The sequence below is a fragment of the Methylobacterium sp. HJ2 genome (assembly GCF_056431005.1).
The window spans coordinates 257,949-272,606 of sequence record NZ_JBWJYM010000001.1; the positions used below are offsets into that span (position 1 = coordinate 257,949).

At 71.4% G+C, this 14,658-nt stretch carries 15 protein-coding genes; 3 read left to right on the top strand and 12 right to left on the bottom strand.

Going from position 1 to position 14,658, the window contains the following annotated elements; all coding sequences use genetic code 11:
* Positions 1-15: 15 nt before the first annotated feature.
* From biuH to ACS5RC_RS01175, 5 genes are read right to left on the bottom strand one after another with little or no spacing between them, the layout of a single operon-like run.
* On the bottom strand, positions 16-768 hold the full coding sequence (gene biuH, locus ACS5RC_RS01155; protein ID WP_478341990.1) for a biuret amidohydrolase: 753 nt from the start codon (positions 766-768) through the stop codon (positions 16-18).
* The gene (locus ACS5RC_RS01160) at positions 765-1,793 is read right to left on the bottom strand and encodes a formamidase (protein WP_478341991.1); all 1,029 of its coding nucleotides are present in this window, start codon (positions 1,791-1,793) and stop codon (positions 765-767) included. The genes biuH and ACS5RC_RS01160 overlap by 4 nt, the downstream gene beginning before the upstream one ends.
* A gap of 48 nt (positions 1,794-1,841) precedes the next feature.
* Complete coding sequence (locus ACS5RC_RS01165; protein ID WP_478341992.1) at positions 1,842-2,759, bottom strand: ABC transporter permease; 918 nt, start codon at positions 2,757-2,759, stop codon at positions 1,842-1,844.
* 12 nt (positions 2,760-2,771) lie between these two features.
* Positions 2,772-3,932 (bottom strand): ABC transporter permease, encoded by a 1,161-nt coding sequence (locus tag ACS5RC_RS01170; protein WP_478341993.1) that lies wholly within the window; start codon positions 3,930-3,932, stop codon positions 2,772-2,774.
* A 53-nt stretch (positions 3,933-3,985) separates the two neighbouring features.
* Positions 3,986-5,092 carry a BMP family ABC transporter substrate-binding protein gene (locus tag ACS5RC_RS01175; RefSeq protein WP_478341994.1) on the bottom strand — a complete coding sequence of 369 codons (1,107 nt, stop codon included), beginning with the start codon at positions 5,090-5,092 and terminating at the stop codon, positions 3,986-3,988.
* 99 nt (positions 5,093-5,191) lie between these two features.
* On the opposite strand from ACS5RC_RS01175, the gene ACS5RC_RS01180 reads away from it, so the two are divergent.
* Positions 5,192-5,317: a hypothetical protein gene (locus ACS5RC_RS01180; protein ID WP_478341995.1), complete on the top strand. Its 126-nt coding sequence runs from the start codon at positions 5,192-5,194 to the stop codon at positions 5,315-5,317.
* A 98-nt stretch (positions 5,318-5,415) separates the two neighbouring features.
* Here the strand turns inward: ACS5RC_RS01180 and ACS5RC_RS01185 are convergent, their stop codons facing one another.
* Positions 5,416-5,664: a hypothetical protein gene (locus ACS5RC_RS01185; RefSeq protein WP_478341996.1), complete on the bottom strand. Its 249-nt coding sequence runs from the start codon at positions 5,662-5,664 to the stop codon at positions 5,416-5,418.
* Between the two features lie 520 nt (positions 5,665-6,184).
* Between ACS5RC_RS01185 and ACS5RC_RS01190 the strand changes: the two genes are divergently transcribed.
* Positions 6,185-6,385, top strand: coding sequence for a hypothetical protein (locus ACS5RC_RS01190; protein WP_478341997.1), 201 nt, complete (start codon positions 6,185-6,187; stop codon positions 6,383-6,385).
* A gap of 138 nt (positions 6,386-6,523) precedes the next feature.
* Positions 6,524-6,784, top strand: coding sequence for a hypothetical protein (locus ACS5RC_RS01195; RefSeq protein WP_478341998.1), 261 nt, complete (start codon positions 6,524-6,526; stop codon positions 6,782-6,784).
* Positions 6,785-6,881: 97 nt separating this feature from the next.
* Here ACS5RC_RS01195 and ACS5RC_RS01200 read toward each other — a convergent pair whose 3' ends face one another.
* The 6 genes from ACS5RC_RS01200 to ACS5RC_RS01225 all read right to left on the bottom strand — a co-directional run bounded on the left by ACS5RC_RS01200 (position 6,882) and on the right by ACS5RC_RS01225 (position 14,429).
* Positions 6,882-7,943, bottom strand: coding sequence for a BMP family ABC transporter substrate-binding protein (locus ACS5RC_RS01200; RefSeq protein WP_478341999.1), 1,062 nt, complete (start codon positions 7,941-7,943; stop codon positions 6,882-6,884).
* Between the two features lie 21 nt (positions 7,944-7,964).
* Positions 7,965-8,891 carry an ABC transporter permease gene (locus tag ACS5RC_RS01205; RefSeq protein WP_478342000.1) on the bottom strand — a complete coding sequence of 309 codons (927 nt, stop codon included), beginning with the start codon at positions 8,889-8,891 and terminating at the stop codon, positions 7,965-7,967.
* Positions 8,892-8,901: 10 nt separating this feature from the next.
* Positions 8,902-9,990 carry an ABC transporter permease gene (locus ACS5RC_RS01210; RefSeq protein ID WP_478342001.1) on the bottom strand — a complete coding sequence of 363 codons (1,089 nt, stop codon included), beginning with the start codon at positions 9,988-9,990 and terminating at the stop codon, positions 8,902-8,904.
* Positions 9,991-9,995: 5 nt separating this feature from the next.
* A complete protein-coding gene (locus ACS5RC_RS01215; RefSeq protein WP_478342002.1) occupies positions 9,996-11,627 on the bottom strand; it encodes an ABC transporter ATP-binding protein in 1,632 nt (543 codons plus the stop codon).
* 1 nt (position 11,628) lies between these two features.
* Complete coding sequence (locus ACS5RC_RS01220) at positions 11,629-12,987, bottom strand: 8-oxoguanine deaminase (RefSeq protein ID WP_478342003.1); 1,359 nt, start codon at positions 12,985-12,987, stop codon at positions 11,629-11,631.
* A gap of 434 nt (positions 12,988-13,421) precedes the next feature.
* A complete protein-coding gene (locus tag ACS5RC_RS01225; RefSeq protein ID WP_478342004.1) occupies positions 13,422-14,429 on the bottom strand; it encodes a hypothetical protein in 1,008 nt (335 codons plus the stop codon).
* Positions 14,430-14,658 lie beyond the last annotated feature (229 nt).

Sequence of the window (14,658 nt, forward strand, 5' to 3'; positions counted from 1 at the left end):
CCGCGATGGCGCCGCTCACGACGCCGCTCCAGACGCCTGGCCCATCGCCCGCAGGATCGACGCGGAGGTGGCGACGGCGCCGAAGACGCCGCCCTGCATGGTCACCATCTTGAGCGCGGCCTCGTGGTTGCCCGGATCGGTCGCGGCGGTGGCGTCCGAGACGATCACGCACTCGAAGCCGCGGTCGTTGGCCTCGCGCATCGTGGTGTGGACGCAGACGTCGGTGGTGATTCCGGTGAGGATGAGATTGCGCACGCCGAGGCGGCCGAGGATCAGCTCGAGGTCGGTGGCGCAGAACGAGCCCTTGCCGGGCTTGTCGATCACCGGCTCGCCCGGCCGCGGCGCCAGCTCGGGGATGATCTCCCAGCCGGGCTCGCCCCGCACCAGCACCCGGCCGCAGGGGCCGGGATCGCCGATGCCGGCCCCGATCCGGCGCGAGCGCCAGCGCTTGTTGTCGGGCAGGTCGGCGAGGTCCGGCCGGTGCCCCTCGCGGGTGTGGATCACCCGGTAGCCCCCGGCCCGCGCGGCGGCGAGCAGCCGGCCGATCGGCCCGATCGGCGCGCGGGTGAGGCCGAGATCGTAGCCCATCGCGTCGACGTAGCCGCCGGGCCCGCAGAAATCCGTCTGCATGTCGATGATGACGAGGGCGGTGTTCTCGGGCCGGAGGTCGCCGTCGTAGGGCCAGGGATAGGGCTCGGCGACGGCGTAGCGGCCGGCGGCGACTTCGGCGACGGTGTCCTCGGCGGCGGGGAACGGGATGCCGCTCACTCGGCGGCCTCCCGGGCGTCCGGGGTCTGGCCGGCGCCGTAGGAGCGGGTCGGGGCGGGGAAGCCGCAGCTCGTGCCGTCCACCACCTGCACCGCGTCCTCCCAGGGCAGGCGGTACCGGCCGGCGGCGAGATCGTGCATGTAGGTGTAGGGGCAATCCTGGGCGCCGCCCGTCACCGCCGTGTAGCCGCGGTGGCCGAGTTGGTAGATGTTGTTCTCGACGCCCCAGTACAGGCGCGCCTCGCGCACGAGATCGGGCCGGACCTCGGCGGTGATGATCTCGTCGACGCGCCCCGTGGTGCCGTGCGCGATGACCGTGCCGTCGAAGTTGACGATCATGCCCTCGCCCATCGAGTCGAAGGTGCCGTCCGAGCCGCACATGCAGACGTTGGCGGTCACCATCAGGTTGCAGAAGGCGTTCGCCTGGTTGGTGAAGCGCCAGGAATCGCGGATCGGCGCGGTGTAGCCCGCCGTGCGGATCATGATCTCGGCGCCCTTGTAGGCGCATTCGCGCGCCATCTCGGGGAACATGCCGTCGTGGCAGATGATCAGCCCGATCTTGGCGCCCTTCGGCCCCTCGATCACCGGGATGCCGCGGTCGCCGGGCTCCCACGGCTCCACCGGCACCCAGGGATGCATCTTGCGATAGTAGAGCTTCAGCGCGCCCTGGTCGTCGATGATCAGGCCGGCATTGTACGGATTGCCGTGCGGGTTGAACTCCATGATCGAGAAGCAGCCCCAGATCCGGTTGGCCCGGCAGGCCTCGGAAAAGGCCGCGACCTCGGGCCCGTCGAGGCGGCAGAGGATCTCGGGGTTGGTGTCCATCGAGAGGCCGTGCAGGGCGTATTCGGGGAAGACCACGAGATCCATGGTCGCGAGGTTCGCCCGCGCCTTGGCCACCATCGCGACGATGCGGTCGGTCTGCGCCGCGAGCTCTTCCTTCGTCCGCACCACCGGCAATTGCAGCTGCACCAGTCCGAGGACGACGCCGTTCGGCGATTTGTTCAGTCCACCCAGGCCGTTCATGGGTTTTCTCCCGGCTTTCGTGACGCGACGCGATCGTCCCCGAGGACGTTACTTGGCCAGTTCCCCCGGGGCACCGGCGAGGGCGCGGTCCGGCGACGAGGTGGCGACGAGCAGGACGAGCGTGAGAACGTAGGGCGCGGCGTAGAACAGGTAGTAGCCCTGCGTGACGCCGACCGATTGCAGGGCCGGCCCGAGCGCCCCGGCGCCGCCGAACAGCAGCGCCGCGCCGAAGCAGGCGAGCGGGTTCCAGCGCGCGAAGATCACCAGCGCCACCGCCATCAGGCCCTGGCCCGAGGAGATGCCCTCGTTCCACGAGCCCGGATAATAGAGGGAGAGGTAGGCGCCCCCGATCCCCGCGAGCACGCCGCCCGCGGCGGTGGCGAGGAGGCGGACCCGGTCGACGTCGTAGCCCATGGCCCGGGCCGCGTCGGCGCTGTCGCCGACGACGCGCACGATCAGGCCGGCCTTGGTGTTGCGGAAGCCCCACCACAGCAGGACGGCGAGCGCGGCGCCGGCCAGGAACAGCACGTTGACGCGCAGGGCCGCCTGCACCTGCGGCAGGTCGGACCAGAATCCGAACGGGATCGCGGGCAGCGTCGGGGCCGAGGGCTGGATGAAGGCCTTGCCGAGGAAGAAGGCGAGGCCCGAGCCGAACAGCATCAGGGCGATGCCGATCGCCACGTCGTTCACCCCGGGGAAGCGGCAGAGGTAGCCGTGCAGCAGGCCGAATCCGCCGCCCGCGAGGCCCGCCACGGCGACGCCGGCCCAGGGCGAACCGGTCATCACCGCGGTGGCGTAGGCCGACATCGCCCCGAACACGAGCGTGCCCTCGAGCCCGAGATTGATCCGGCCCGAGCGCTCGGTGATGGTCTCGCCGAGGCTGACGAAGAGGAACGGCGTCGAGACGCGGATGGCGCCGCCGAGCACCGCCAGAAGCACCGTCCAGAGGCCGAGATCGCCGCTCATCCGCCCTCTCCCTCAGGCCTGCGCCGCGGGCACGCGCGCCGCCCGCTTCTCGGACCAGAGATGCGGGCTGAAGATCCGGAAGCGCCCGTAGAGCGTCTCGCTCATCAGCACCGCCAGGAAGAGCAGCCCTTCGAGGACGAGGACGGTGGCGTCCGGCAATTGCATCCGGCGCTGGATCAGCCCGCTCGACGCCTCGATCCCGCCGAGCAGGAAGGCGACCGGCAGGATCGCCAGGGGGTTCTGCCGGGCCAGGAAGGCGACGAGGATGCCGGTGTAGCCGAAGCCCGCCACCAGCGAGGCGTTGGCGTTGCCGTGCACCGCCGTGACCTCGAAGAAGCCCGCGAGCGCCGCGCAGGCGCCGCCGAGGGCGGTGAAGGCGGCGATCAGGCGCCCTACGGGCAGGCCCTGGATCCGCGCCGCCCGCACGTTGCCGCCCGCGATCCGCGCGGCGAAACCGATCGTGGTGCGCTCGGTCAGCAGGTAGGCGAGGCAGCAGGCGACGACGCCGACGCCGAGGCCCCAATGCACCTCCATGCCGGGCATCGGCCCCACCGCGAAGGCCTCGCCGATCGGCCGGGTCGAGGGCTTGTTGAGGCTCTGGGGATCGCGCAGCAGGCCCTCGATCAGGTGGTTCGAGAGGGCGATGGCGATGTAGGACATCAGCAGGCTGGAGATGGTCTCGTTGACCCCGCGATAGGCGCGCAGCACCCCGACGAGGCCGATCCACACCGCGCCGGTCGCCGCCGCCGCGAGCGCCATCAGGGGAATCGCGAGGGCGGGCGGAGCGCCCTGGAGCGGCTGGGCGGCGGCGGCGGCCGCGACGCCGCCGATCACGATCGCGCCCTCGCCGCCGATCACCACGAGGCCGAGCCGGGCCGGCAGCGCGACGCAGAGCGCGGCGAACAGGAGGGGCGCCGCGCGCTGCAGGCTGTTCTGCAGGGCGAAGGGCGAGCCGAAGCCGCCGCGCCAGACGATGTCGAGGAAGCCGGCCGGACTCTTGCCGAGGGCCAGCAGGAACAGGCTGAACAGCAGGAACCCGGCCGCGACCGCGCCGAGGGGAATCGCCAGCCCCTCGGCCCGCCGCGCGAGCCAAGCCCGAACCTGGAGGGTGGCGGGCGGCGCGCCGGGCTCGGATTCTCCGAGGCCGGCATGCGGGGCGGTGTCGGCGACCATGCCCTCTCCCTGTGAACCCGGCGGACGCGGCAGAAACCGTGCCAGATCCCGCGTCAGGCCGAGCCCTTCACGCCCTCGACGAGGTAGTTGGTCTTCTCCAGCTCGAGGGCGTTCTCGGCGTAGGACTTGCCGGGGCCGGCGATCTCGTTGCCCTTGTTGTCCTTGAGCGGGCCCTTGATGATGGCGAAGCCGCCCTTCATCATCTCGGCCTTCACCGCGTCGACGTTCTTGCGCGCCGCCTCCGAGACGCCGGGGCCGTAGGGGCTCATCGCTACGAAGCCGTCGGCGAGGCCGCCGCGCACGAAGTTCGGCGGCGCCTTGCCGGCCTGCATGTCGGCCACGAACCCCTTGTAGATCGAGGCCCAGTTCCACTCGGCGCCGGTGAGGTACTTGTCCTTGGCGAGGGCGGACTGGTCGGCATGGTAGCCGCAGACGAAGGCGCCGCGGCGGGCGGCGGTCTCGACCACCACCTTCGGGCTGTCGACGTGGCAGGTGATGACGTCGGCGCCCCCGTCGATGAGGGCGTTCGTCGCCTCGGCTTCCTTCACCGCGAGCGACCATTCGCCGGTGAAGATCACCTGCAGGGTGATCGACGGATCGACGCTGCGGGCGCCGAGCAGGAAGCCGTTGACGTTGTTGAGCACCTGCGGGATCGGCTTGGCCGCCACGAAGCCGAGCTTCTTCGACTTCGACGCATGCGCGGCCGCAACGCCGTTCAGGTACTGTCCCTGGGCGATGTACCCGAAATACGAGCCGGCATTCTTCGGGTTGGCGTCCGTCCAGAGGCCGCCGCAATGGCGGAACTGCACCTTGGGATTCTTCTTGGCCTCGATCAGCACATGGGGATCGAAATAGCCGAAGGACGTCGGGAAGATCAGCCCGGCCCCGTCCAGGTTGATCATGCTCTCCATGGTCTTCTGGACGTCGGTGGTCTCGCGGACGTTCTCTTCCTCGACCACCTGCACGCCCGGCAGGGCCTTGAGGATGGTCGCGGCCTGGGCGTGGGCCTGGTTGTAGCCGTAATCGTCCTTCGGCCCGACATAGATGAAGCCGACGGTGAGCGGAGCCGCGGCGCGCGCGCGGATCGGCGCCAGGGCGCCGAGGCCGAGCAGGGCCGCTCCGCCCAGAAGACGCCGACGCGACAAGAAATCGTCAGTCACAACCACCGCTCCATCCGACGCGATTCGGGATGAGGCGAAAGCTTAAGCGTAGCGTGGGTCCCTCGAAAGCCGAGATTAGCGGCAGGATTCCAGCGCCGGTTGCTGCGCGACACGCTGGTGACGATTGATCGACAGCCCATCATTCCGGCGGATGCTGCCGAATTTTTCGCCAAGGGACCGGCGCCCGGACGGCGGCCGGCGACGCCCCTGCGCTCCGAGCCGTGACGCGAAAGGGCCGGCGGATCGTCTCCGCCGGCCCTCAGGATGTCCGTTCTGTTCGTCCGGGACCGATCAGGTCGCGGGACCCGGCAGGTCCGCCCGGCTCAGCGGCCGTAGCGCAGGTGATCGGCGGGCGCGCGCCGCACCGATCCGGTGGTGAAGGTGTCGCGCGGGCCGTAGCCCTGCAGCGTGCCGCCCTGGGCATCGACGATGTTCGGAAGGGCGGCCCGGCCCTCGATGCCGCCGGGGGCGGTGACTGGCGGGATGCCGGCCGGAGCGGTGTAGCTCTGGGCGAGAGCCGCGCCGGAGACCGAGAGGCCGAGGGCGGCGCCGAGAAGGATGCGTGCGATCATGGGAGGATTCCAAGTTCTTGTCGTGTGCAGCCCAAGTGCCGGGAGCCTCACGGGTTCCTGGATTTTGTGCAGCCTTGGCGCAAAATTCAACAGCGAATGCCCATCAAGGTCGCATGCGATCACGGGTGAGACCGAGTTTTCCGGGGCACGGGCGGGCGGCGGGATTGCAGGAAGTACAGATTTTCCGTGTCGAAATAGAGACTTGCGTGGGCGTGCCGAGAAATTTCCCGGCGTAGACCCGGTGTGGCATGAAACTTTACGCCGTGTGCGCTCCGGCACGGAGCGTTGCGGCGTCCGAGGCCGGCAACAGGGGCCCGCTCCGTCGCCCGGCCATCGGTTTCAAAGCTCCGGCGCGCGGCCGATCTGCCTTCGCGCCCGAATGACGCCAGCGGAGAATGACCGCCCGGGGCCTCCGCCCGGGGACAGGGCGAAGCCGCGCGGGCGAAGCGCCGAGGGCACGGCTATTGCTGCGGCCGCGGCATCGCGGGCGTCCTGTCCCCCGCCTCCGGAGCCCGCCGCCATGCCACCGTTCCTCGTCGGCCTGTCCCTTCCGATGGCGGCCTGGGCCGTCGCCGTGTTCCTGCTCGGAAGCGGCGTGGTCGCGACGGGCGTCGGGGTCCGGGCCCAGGGCACCGTCACGCCGCCGGCCGGTCAATCGCGGCTGACCGCACCGGGCGGTCGGCGCGGGACGGCGCGGCGGCACCGCAGGCACCGCCGGTAGGCACCTCACCCGGCAGGCACCGCCCACAGAACGAGCAGGCGCGCGCGGAACGAATCCGCCGGCGATCGATTTTGCCAGTTATCGCAACGGCTTGATGTTGTCTGCCGGGCCGCTTTCGATCGGAGATCCCTGACCACCATGCGCATGACCCTGATGGCCGCGCTCGGCCTCTGCTGTACCCTCGGTGCCGTGATGCCGGCGCTTGCCCAATCCACCGGCGCGCCGGCCGGGCGCGACCCGGCCACGGCACCGGGCGGGACGGAGGGCCTGGCCGGGCCCCGCAACGAGATGAACGCGGTGCGCAGCGGCGACGCCGTGCCCGTGGCGCCGCCCGCCGGCGTGCCGCCCGAGGCGGCCCGCGGACCCGTCCCGGCGGGGCAGGTGCCGCCGCGTCCCTGAGCGGGGCCCGACGCGGGAATCCCCGACGGGGGACCGCTCAATATGAAAAGCCGCCGGAGCGATCCGGCGGCTTTATCGGTTCTGCCGGGCCCGCAGGTTATTGCGGCAGCTTGTCCTCGATGCCCTTCACGTACCAGTTCATGCCGAGGATCATCGGATCGGGCGCGTTCTCGCCCGCCTTCACCGCGACCGTGCCGTCCTGCTTGGTCACCGGCCCGTCGAAGGGGTGGATCTTGCCCGCGGCGATGTCCGTCTTGGTGGCCTCCGCCAGCGCCTTCACGTCGTCCGGCATGTTGGTGAAGGGCGCGAGCACGACCATGCCGTCCTTGATGCCGCCCCAGGTGTCGTGGCTCGTCCAGGTCCCGGCCAGCACGGCCTTGGTCTCCGCGATGACGTAGCCGTTCCAATCGTCCACGATCGAGGTGAGCTGTGCCTTCGGGGCGAAGCGGAGCTGGTCGGAGGATTGGCCGAAGGCGAGCTTGCCCTGCTTCTCGGCCTCCTGCAGCGGCGCGGCGGAATCGGTGTGCTGGGTCAGGATGTCGGCGCCCTGCGCCAGCAGCGCCTTGGCGGCCTCGGCCTCCTTGCCGGGGTCGAACCACGTGTTCACCCAGACGATCTTCAGCTTGATGTTCGGGTTGACCGACTGCGCGCCGAGCATGAACGCGTTGATGCCGCTCACCACTTCGGGGATCGGGAAGGAGGCGATGTAGCCCACCGTGCCGCTCTTCGAGAGCTTGCCGGCGATCTTCCCGCAGACGTAGCGGCCTTCGTAGAAGCGCGCCGAGTAGGTCGAGAGGTTGGGCGCGCGCTTGTAGCCGGTGGCGTGCTCGAACTTCACCTTGGGGAACTTCTTGGCGACCTTCAGGGTCGGCTCCATGAAGCCGAACGAGGTGGTGAAGATCAGGCCGGCGCCGGAGCGGGCGAGCTTCTCGATGGAGCGCTCGCTGTCGGCCTCCGGCACGTTCTCCAGATAGGTGGTCTCGACCTTGGATCCGAGCGCGGCCTCCAGGGCCTTGCGGCTCTGGTCGTGCTGGAACGAGTAGCCGAAATCGGCCACCGGGCCGACATAGACGAATCCGACCTTGAGCTTGTCCTCGGCCCGGGCCGGTCCGAGGGCGAGCAAGAGGGCGCCGATCAGCGCGCCGCCGAGTTTCCGCATGGTCCTCAATATCCTCGTCTGTCAGCGGTGCGGGGTGAAGTCGCGCCCGAGCGCGGCCGGGGCGAGGGAGCCGCCCTGGCGGCGGCCGAGCGACAGCAAGACCAGGGCCAGGATCGTGGCGAGGTAGGGCACGGCCGAGAGAAGCTGGCCGGGCAGGCCGATTCCGGCGGCCTGGGCGTGGAGCTGCAGCACGGTGGTGCCGCCGAACAGCAGCGCCCCGGCCGCGACCCGGAACGGGCGCCAGGAGGCGAAGACCACGAGGGCCAGCGCGATCCAGCCGCGCCCCGCCGTCATCGCGGGCGCCCAGAACGGGGTGTAGGCGAGCGACAGGTAGGCGCCAGCGAGGCCCGCGCAGGCGCCGCCGAACAGCACCGCCAGGAAGCGGACCTTGCGCACGGGCAGGCCGAGGGCGTGGGTCGCGGTGTGGTCGTCCCCGATCGCCCGCAGGGTCAGCCCGGCCCGGGTGCGCCAGAGGAACCACTGGACCCCGACGACGAGGGCGAGGGCCGCGTACACGAACGCGTCCTGCCCGAACAGGAGGCGCCCGATCCCCGGCAGGTCGCTGAGCCCCGGGACGGCGAGATGGGGCGCGGGATCGCGCTTCATGCCCACGTAGGAGGCGCCGACGAGGCCCGAGAGGCCGAGCCCCATGATGGTGAGGGCGAGCCCCGAGGCGACTTGGTTCGCCGCGAGCCCCACGGTGAGGATGCCGAACACCGCCGCGAGCGCGACGCCGGCCCCGGCGCCCGCCAGGGTGCCGACGAGCGTCGAGCCGGTCTCGACCGCGACGGCGAAGCCCGTCGCGGCGCCCAGCACCATCATGCCCTCGACGCCGAGATTGAGCACGCCGGCCCGCTCGGCGACCAGCTCGCCGATCGCCGCGATGATCAGCGGCGCGGCCGCCGCCAGGACGGTGACCAGCACCATCTGCACGAGGTCGAGGCTCATCGGGGCATCCTCAGGAGCGCGGGGCCGCCGGGCCGCCCGGCACGAGGCGGACGTGGAAGCGGGTGAGGACGTCGGCGCCGAGCACGAGGCCGAGCAGCAGGCCCTGGAAGGCGCGGGTGAGGTCGAGGGGGAGCCGCAGGTCGATCTGCGCGGCCTCGCCGCCGATCGTGGTGAGGGCGATGACGAGGGCCGCGACCAGGATGCCCGGCGGGGAGAGCCGCCCGAGGAACGCCACGATGATGGCGGTGAAGCCGTAGCCCGGCGAGATCGTCGGCTGGAGCTGGCCGATCCGGCCGGCCACCTCGGAGATGCCGGCCAGCCCCGCCGCGCCGCCCGAGATTGCGAAGACCGCGAGCGTCAGGCGCGCGTCGCTGAAGCCCGCGAAGCGCGCCGCACGGGGGCTGGCGCCGACGACGCGGACCTCAAAGCCGAACAGCGTGCGGGCGAGAACCAGGGTGGCGAGCACCACCGCGAGGAAGCCGATCAGCACGCCCGCGTGCAGGGTCTCGCCCTCCATCAGGTAGGGCAGGCGCGCCGCCGCATCGAAGGCGACGCTCTGCGGGAAGTTGTAGCCCGCCGGATCGCGCAAGGGGCCGCGGGCCATGTAGTCGAGGAGGAGTTCGGCGACGTAGACCAGCATCAGGCTGGTCAGGATCTCCGAGACGCCGAGCCGGACCTTCAGGAGCGCCGGGATCAGGGCGTAGGCGGCCCCGGCCAGCGTGCCGACACAGAGCATCGCCGGCAGGATCCAGAGGGTGAGGCCCTCCGTCCCCTGCGTCGCCACGGCGACGCAGCCGCCCGCGAGGCCGCCGACCACGAACTGGCCCTCGGCGCCGATGTTCCAGAGGCCGGCCCGGTAGCAGAAGGCGAGGCCCGTCGCGATCAGGGCGAGGGGCGCGGCCTTCAGCGCCACCTCCTGCAGCGACCAGACCTCGCTCAGGGGCGCGACGAAGTAGGTGACGAAGGCCGCCCCCGGCGAGACCCCGAGCATCGCCACGGCACCGCCGCCGACGAGGACGGCGGCGGCGAAGGCGAGCACCGGCGAGAGCGCGGTGAGCAGGGCCGAGCGGCGGCTGCGGGGCCGGAGATCGAGGCGCATGGCGGTCAGGGCACCGGGACGAGGGCCGCGTCCTCGCGGATCGCGGCGGAGGCCGGCACCGGGCCGGACGACGCTGGGCCGGCCGAGCCGCCCATCAGCAGGCCGATGGCCTCGCGGCTGGTCTCCGCACGGGGCACGGCCGGGGAGAGGGTGCCGGCGTGCAGGACCTGGATCCGGTCGGCGACGGCGAAGAGTTCGTCGAGGTCCTGGCTGATGACCAGGATCGCGGTCCCCTGTCCGGCGAGGTCGAGCAGGGCCTGATGGATGAAGGCCGCCGCCGCCGCGTCGACGCCCCAGGTCGGCTGGTTGATCACCAGGATGCCGGGCCCGGCCAGGATCTCGCGCCCGACCACGAATTTCTGCAGGTTGCCGCCCGACAGCGTGCCGGCGGCGGGGTCGGGCCCGGCCTTGCGCACGTCGAAGGCCTCGATCACCGCGCGGGCGAGCGCGCGCGCCGAGCCGAGCCGCAGCAGGCCGAACCGGGCGAGCGGCGCGGTGGCGTGGCGCGACAGCAGCGCGTTCTCCGACAGGCTCATCCCGGGCGCCGCCGCGTGGCCGTTGCGTTCCTCGGGCACGAAGGCGGCCCCGAGCCGGCGCCGGGCGTTGATGCCGAGATGCCCGGCCGACCGGCCGTCGATCCGCACCGAGGCCGCCTCCGGGCTGCGGCTCTCGCCGGAGAGGGCGGCGAAGAGTTCGGCCTGCCCGTTGCCGGCGATCCCCGCGATGCCCAGGATCTGCCCGCCCGCGACCGAGAGCGACACGTCCTTGAGGCCCGTGGCGTGGAGGTCCGGCGCCGGCAGGGTCAGCCCGTCGAGGCACAGGCGCTCGGGGCCCGGCGCGGCGGCGGGCCGGGCCTCGACCGCGCGCACCTGCGTGCCCACCATCAGGGCGGCGAGCGAGCGGGCGCTCTCCTGGCGCGGGTCGCAGGCACCGACGACCTTGCCCCCGCGCAGGATGGTGGCGCGCGCGCAGAGACGGCGCACCTCGTCGAGCCGGTGCGAGATGTAGAGCAGGGCCCGGCCCTCGTCGCGCAGCCGCTCCAGCACCCCGAACAGGGTCTCGGCCTCGCCCGGCGTCAGCACCGAGGTCGGCTCGTCGAGGATGACGAGGCGCGGGTCCTGCAGCAGGCAGCGCACGATCTCGATGCGCTGGCGCTCGCCCGCCGAGAGCGACCAGACCGGGCGCTCCGGATCGAGATGGAGGCCGTAGGCGGCGCCGAGCCCGGCGATGCGCGCGGCCAGCGCTTTCGGCGCGAGGTCGCGCGGCATGACCAGGGCGATGTTCTCGGCCACCGTCAGGTTCTCGCAGAGCGAGAAGTGCTGGAACACCATGCCGATGCCGAGGCGCCGCGCCGCCTCGGGGTTGGGCAGCTGCACCGCGTCGCCGTTGTAGGTGACGACGCCCTCGGTCGGCTCCAGCAGGCCGTAGAGGATCTTCATCAGGGTCGATTTGCCGGCCCCGTTCTCGCCGAGCAGGGCGTGGATCTCGCCCGCGCGGATCTCGAGATCGATGCCGTCGTTCGCCGTGAAGCTGCCGAAGCGCTTGACGATGCCGTAGGCGCCGTAGAGCGGGGTCGGGCCGGTGATGCGCGGCGGGAGCGTCGGCGCGGTCGGCGCGGTCCTGGGGTCTGCCGCCATCTCAGGTTCCGAACAGCGCGTGGGCGAGGCGGGTATGGGCCTCGCGCAAGGCCCCCGTGTCGACGCCCACGGGCTGACCGTCGACGACGCGCCAGGAGCCGGCCACCATCACCCGGTCGGCGCGGTGGGCGCCGCAGAGGACGAGGGCGGCCAGCGGGTCGTGCGCCCCGGAGAAGCGCAGCTCGTCCAGGGTGTACAGGGCGAGGTCGGCCTCGCAGCCCGGCGCGATCCGCCCGATGTCGGAGCGGCCGAGGCAGGCGGCCGAGCCCGCCGTCGCCCAGCGCAGGGCGTCGAGATGGGTGACGGCCTCGGCCCCGTAGCGGAGGCGGTTCAGCATGACGGCGTGGCGCACGCCCTCGATCAGGTTCGAGTTGTCGTTCGAGGCCGATCCGTCGACGCCGAGGCCCACGGGGCTGCCCGCGGCCTCGAGCTCGCAGGTGCGGCAATGGCCCGAGGCCAGCGTCATGTTCGAGGTCGGGCAGTGGCACACGCCGACGCCGGCCTTGCCCAGGCGGGCCACCTCGGCGTCGTTGAAGTGGATGCCGTGGGCGAGCCACGTGCGCGGCCCGAGCCAGCCGACCTCCTCGAGATACTCGACCGGGCGCTGGCCGAACAGCTCCAGGCAATAGGCATCCTCGTCGAGGGTCTCGCCCAGATGGGTGTGGAGGCGGCAATCGTGGCGCTCGGCGAGCGCCGCGCTCTCGCGCATCAGGCGCTTGGTCACCGCGAAGGGCGAGCAGGGCGCCAGCCCGATCTGCACCATCGCGCCGGGCCGCGCGTCGTGGAACAGGTTCAGCACCCGCTCGCTGTCGGCCAGGATGGTGTCGTCGTCCTGCGTCAGCGAGCCGGGCGGCAGGCCCCCCTCCTTGTCCGACAGGCTCATCGAGCCGCGGGTCACGAAGGCGCGGATGCCGAGCGCGCGCGCCTCCTCGACCTGGATGTCGACGGATTGCTCCAGCCCCTTGGGGAACAGGTAATGGTGGTCGCCCGCCGTGGTGCAGCCCGAGAGCAGCAGCTCGGTATAGGCGAGCCGCGTCGCGAGGCGGAACGCCTCCGGGGTGAGGCGGTCCCAGATCGTGTAGAGCGCCTTCAGCCAGGGGAAGAGCGGCTTGTTGATGGCGATCGGGTGCGCCCGGGTCAGCGTCTGGAAGACGTGGTGATGGGTGTTGATCAGGCCCGGGATGACGACGTGCCGGGAGGCGTCGAACACGGCCTGCACGGCCGCGGCCGGTTGGGCCCCGCTCGGCACGCACTCGACGATGCGCGTGCCCGCGACGACGATCCCGCCGCCGGCCCCCTCGGCCAGGATGGCGAGGGGATCGCGGATCCACAGGCGGGGCTCAGTCCCGAATTCCGTCATCCGATCCCCTTGGGTCCTCAGCGCCCGTGCGCGGTGTCGGAACCGTTCTACCCGAAGCCCTTCGGCCCTCCACCTCATCCGAAGGCGGCCGTCGCGGTCACGCATCGTCCGTGCCGCCGAGGGGCGGACCTATCCCCGGCTCGGCTGGTGTGGGCGTCGGGCCCGGACGCAGTCCCGCACGAGGAACGCCGGCTTCCGGCCCGGGCTGAGCGTCGATGCCGGGCGTGTCCTGCACCGGCGCGCCCCGCTCTGCGGGATCTCGTCCCGGCCGCCCCGCTGCGCCCGGCATTCTCCTCCCCGCAGAGGGGGAGGGACGGACCCGCGCCTCCGCGGGCGACGGCGCAGCGGGCGCGCACGATGTCTGACGCCGCCGGCCGCAGGGGAGGGGAGGCGCCGCGGGGCGCATCCACGCCCTGCGACGCCCCCGCCGGTGCTCAGAACACGTGGAAGGCGACGCCGGCGAGGAAGCTCTTCTCCTCGGTGCCCTTGAAGGTCGCGGTCTCGACGTTGCCGAACTTGTTCAGCCAGTACTGGAAGCCGATGAAGACATCGACTTTGTTGGGCTGGTCGTAGACCAGCTTGCCGAGATCCAGCACGAGGTTGGTGCGCGACAGGAATTCCAGCCCGCGCGGCGGGTTGAAGGCGTAGTCGCCGAAATTGCCGCGCGCGATGCCGCGGCCCTTGGGCAGGACGATGTTGTTGAAGCCGGCGATGCTGAGCGGCAGGCCCGTGAAGGCGAGCGGGAAGTTGTAGACGATCTCGAACTCGGGAACCGTGTTGAAGCTCTGGTCGCGATCGGGCTGCAGGTTGAAGCCGTTGCGGTTCCACTCCTTGTAGGCGTGGGCGGAGAGGTTGAGGAAGCCGACGGGCACATCGAAGGAGAAGTTCAGGCCGCCCACCACGTCGCGCTTCTTCGAGCCGAAGGCATCGTTCTGCGAGTTGGCGTCGAAGCCGAAGGCGAGCGACACGTCCTTGACGAGGCCCGGGATGGTGAAGGCCTTGGTGTTGCTGAGGGCGTTGAGGCTGAGCGTGCCGCGGTAGAGACCGTAGGCCTCGGTGTTGCCGTAGCTCTCGAAGAACGGCGCGGCGATGCTGCCGGGCGGGTTGGTGGTGCCGGCGGGGTATTGCGAGCCGGACTTGAGGATGTCGAGCGAGAAGAAGTTGGTCCCGTAGGCCCAGGCATCGGCGTGCGAGATGTTGAGGATCTGCTTGGGCGCGTCGCGGTTGCGGAAGCTGCCGTCCGCCCGCTGGATCTGGCTGCCCGGATTGGCCGCGGGGAACTGGTAGCGATAGCTGATCTGCGTGTCGGCGAAGAGGAAGAACGGAACCTCCTTGGTCTCCGGGACGACCGGCGCCTTCTTCTTGTCCGCGAGATCCGCAGCGGACGCGCTGCCGATAAGTGCCAGCGACAGCGCCGCAGCCGCAAACCCCTTCCCCACCATGACCTGTATTCCTCTTCCGCTCTCGAAAAATTGCGAGGTTTTAACAGCAACCGATATGCCATCGGCGCGTTATGCCGCGCTGCGGCGAGACCGAGTCACAAATCCGCAACAGTTTGGGATCGGTCCCCGTCCGCCCGCGTGCCGGCGCGATCCCCGAGCCGGGCCGGAAAGCGACCGTTCGCCAACGGGATAGCCGGGCGCCCGCCCGTCCCGCCGGGACGTTTCCGCG

What these genes read in the sequence shown, in the direction of transcription:
- ACS5RC_RS01190 (WP_478341997.1), top strand. Translation starts at nt 6,185, where the DNA reads ATGCCACCGTTCCTCGTCGGCCTGTCCCTTCCGATGGCGGCCTGGGCC.
- ACS5RC_RS01165 (WP_478341992.1), bottom strand. Translation starts at nt 2,759, where the DNA reads ATGAGCGGCGATCTCGGCCTCTGGACGGTGCTTCTGGCGGTGCTCGGC.
- ACS5RC_RS01200 (WP_478341999.1), bottom strand. Translation starts at nt 7,943, where the DNA reads ATGCGGAAACTCGGCGGCGCGCTGATCGGCGCCCTCTTGCTCGCCCTC.
- ACS5RC_RS01170 (WP_478341993.1), bottom strand. Translation starts at nt 3,932, where the DNA reads ATGGTCGCCGACACCGCCCCGCATGCCGGCCTCGGAGAATCCGAGCCC.
- ACS5RC_RS01160 (WP_478341991.1), bottom strand. Translation starts at nt 1,793, where the DNA reads ATGAACGGCCTGGGTGGACTGAACAAATCGCCGAACGGCGTCGTCCTC.
- ACS5RC_RS01210 (WP_478342001.1), bottom strand. Translation starts at nt 9,990, where the DNA reads ATGCGCCTCGATCTCCGGCCCCGCAGCCGCCGCTCGGCCCTGCTCACC.
- ACS5RC_RS01220 (WP_478342003.1), bottom strand. Translation starts at nt 12,987, where the DNA reads ATGACGGAATTCGGGACTGAGCCCCGCCTGTGGATCCGCGATCCCCTC.
- ACS5RC_RS01225 (WP_478342004.1), bottom strand. Translation starts at nt 14,429, where the DNA reads ATGGTGGGGAAGGGGTTTGCGGCTGCGGCGCTGTCGCTGGCACTTATC.
- ACS5RC_RS01205 (WP_478342000.1), bottom strand. Translation starts at nt 8,891, where the DNA reads ATGAGCCTCGACCTCGTGCAGATGGTGCTGGTCACCGTCCTGGCGGCG.
- ACS5RC_RS01185 (WP_478341996.1), bottom strand. Translation starts at nt 5,664, where the DNA reads ATGATCGCACGCATCCTTCTCGGCGCCGCCCTCGGCCTCTCGGTCTCC.
- ACS5RC_RS01195 (WP_478341998.1), top strand. Translation starts at nt 6,524, where the DNA reads ATGCGCATGACCCTGATGGCCGCGCTCGGCCTCTGCTGTACCCTCGGT.
- ACS5RC_RS01215 (WP_478342002.1), bottom strand. Translation starts at nt 11,627, where the DNA reads ATGGCGGCAGACCCCAGGACCGCGCCGACCGCGCCGACGCTCCCGCCG.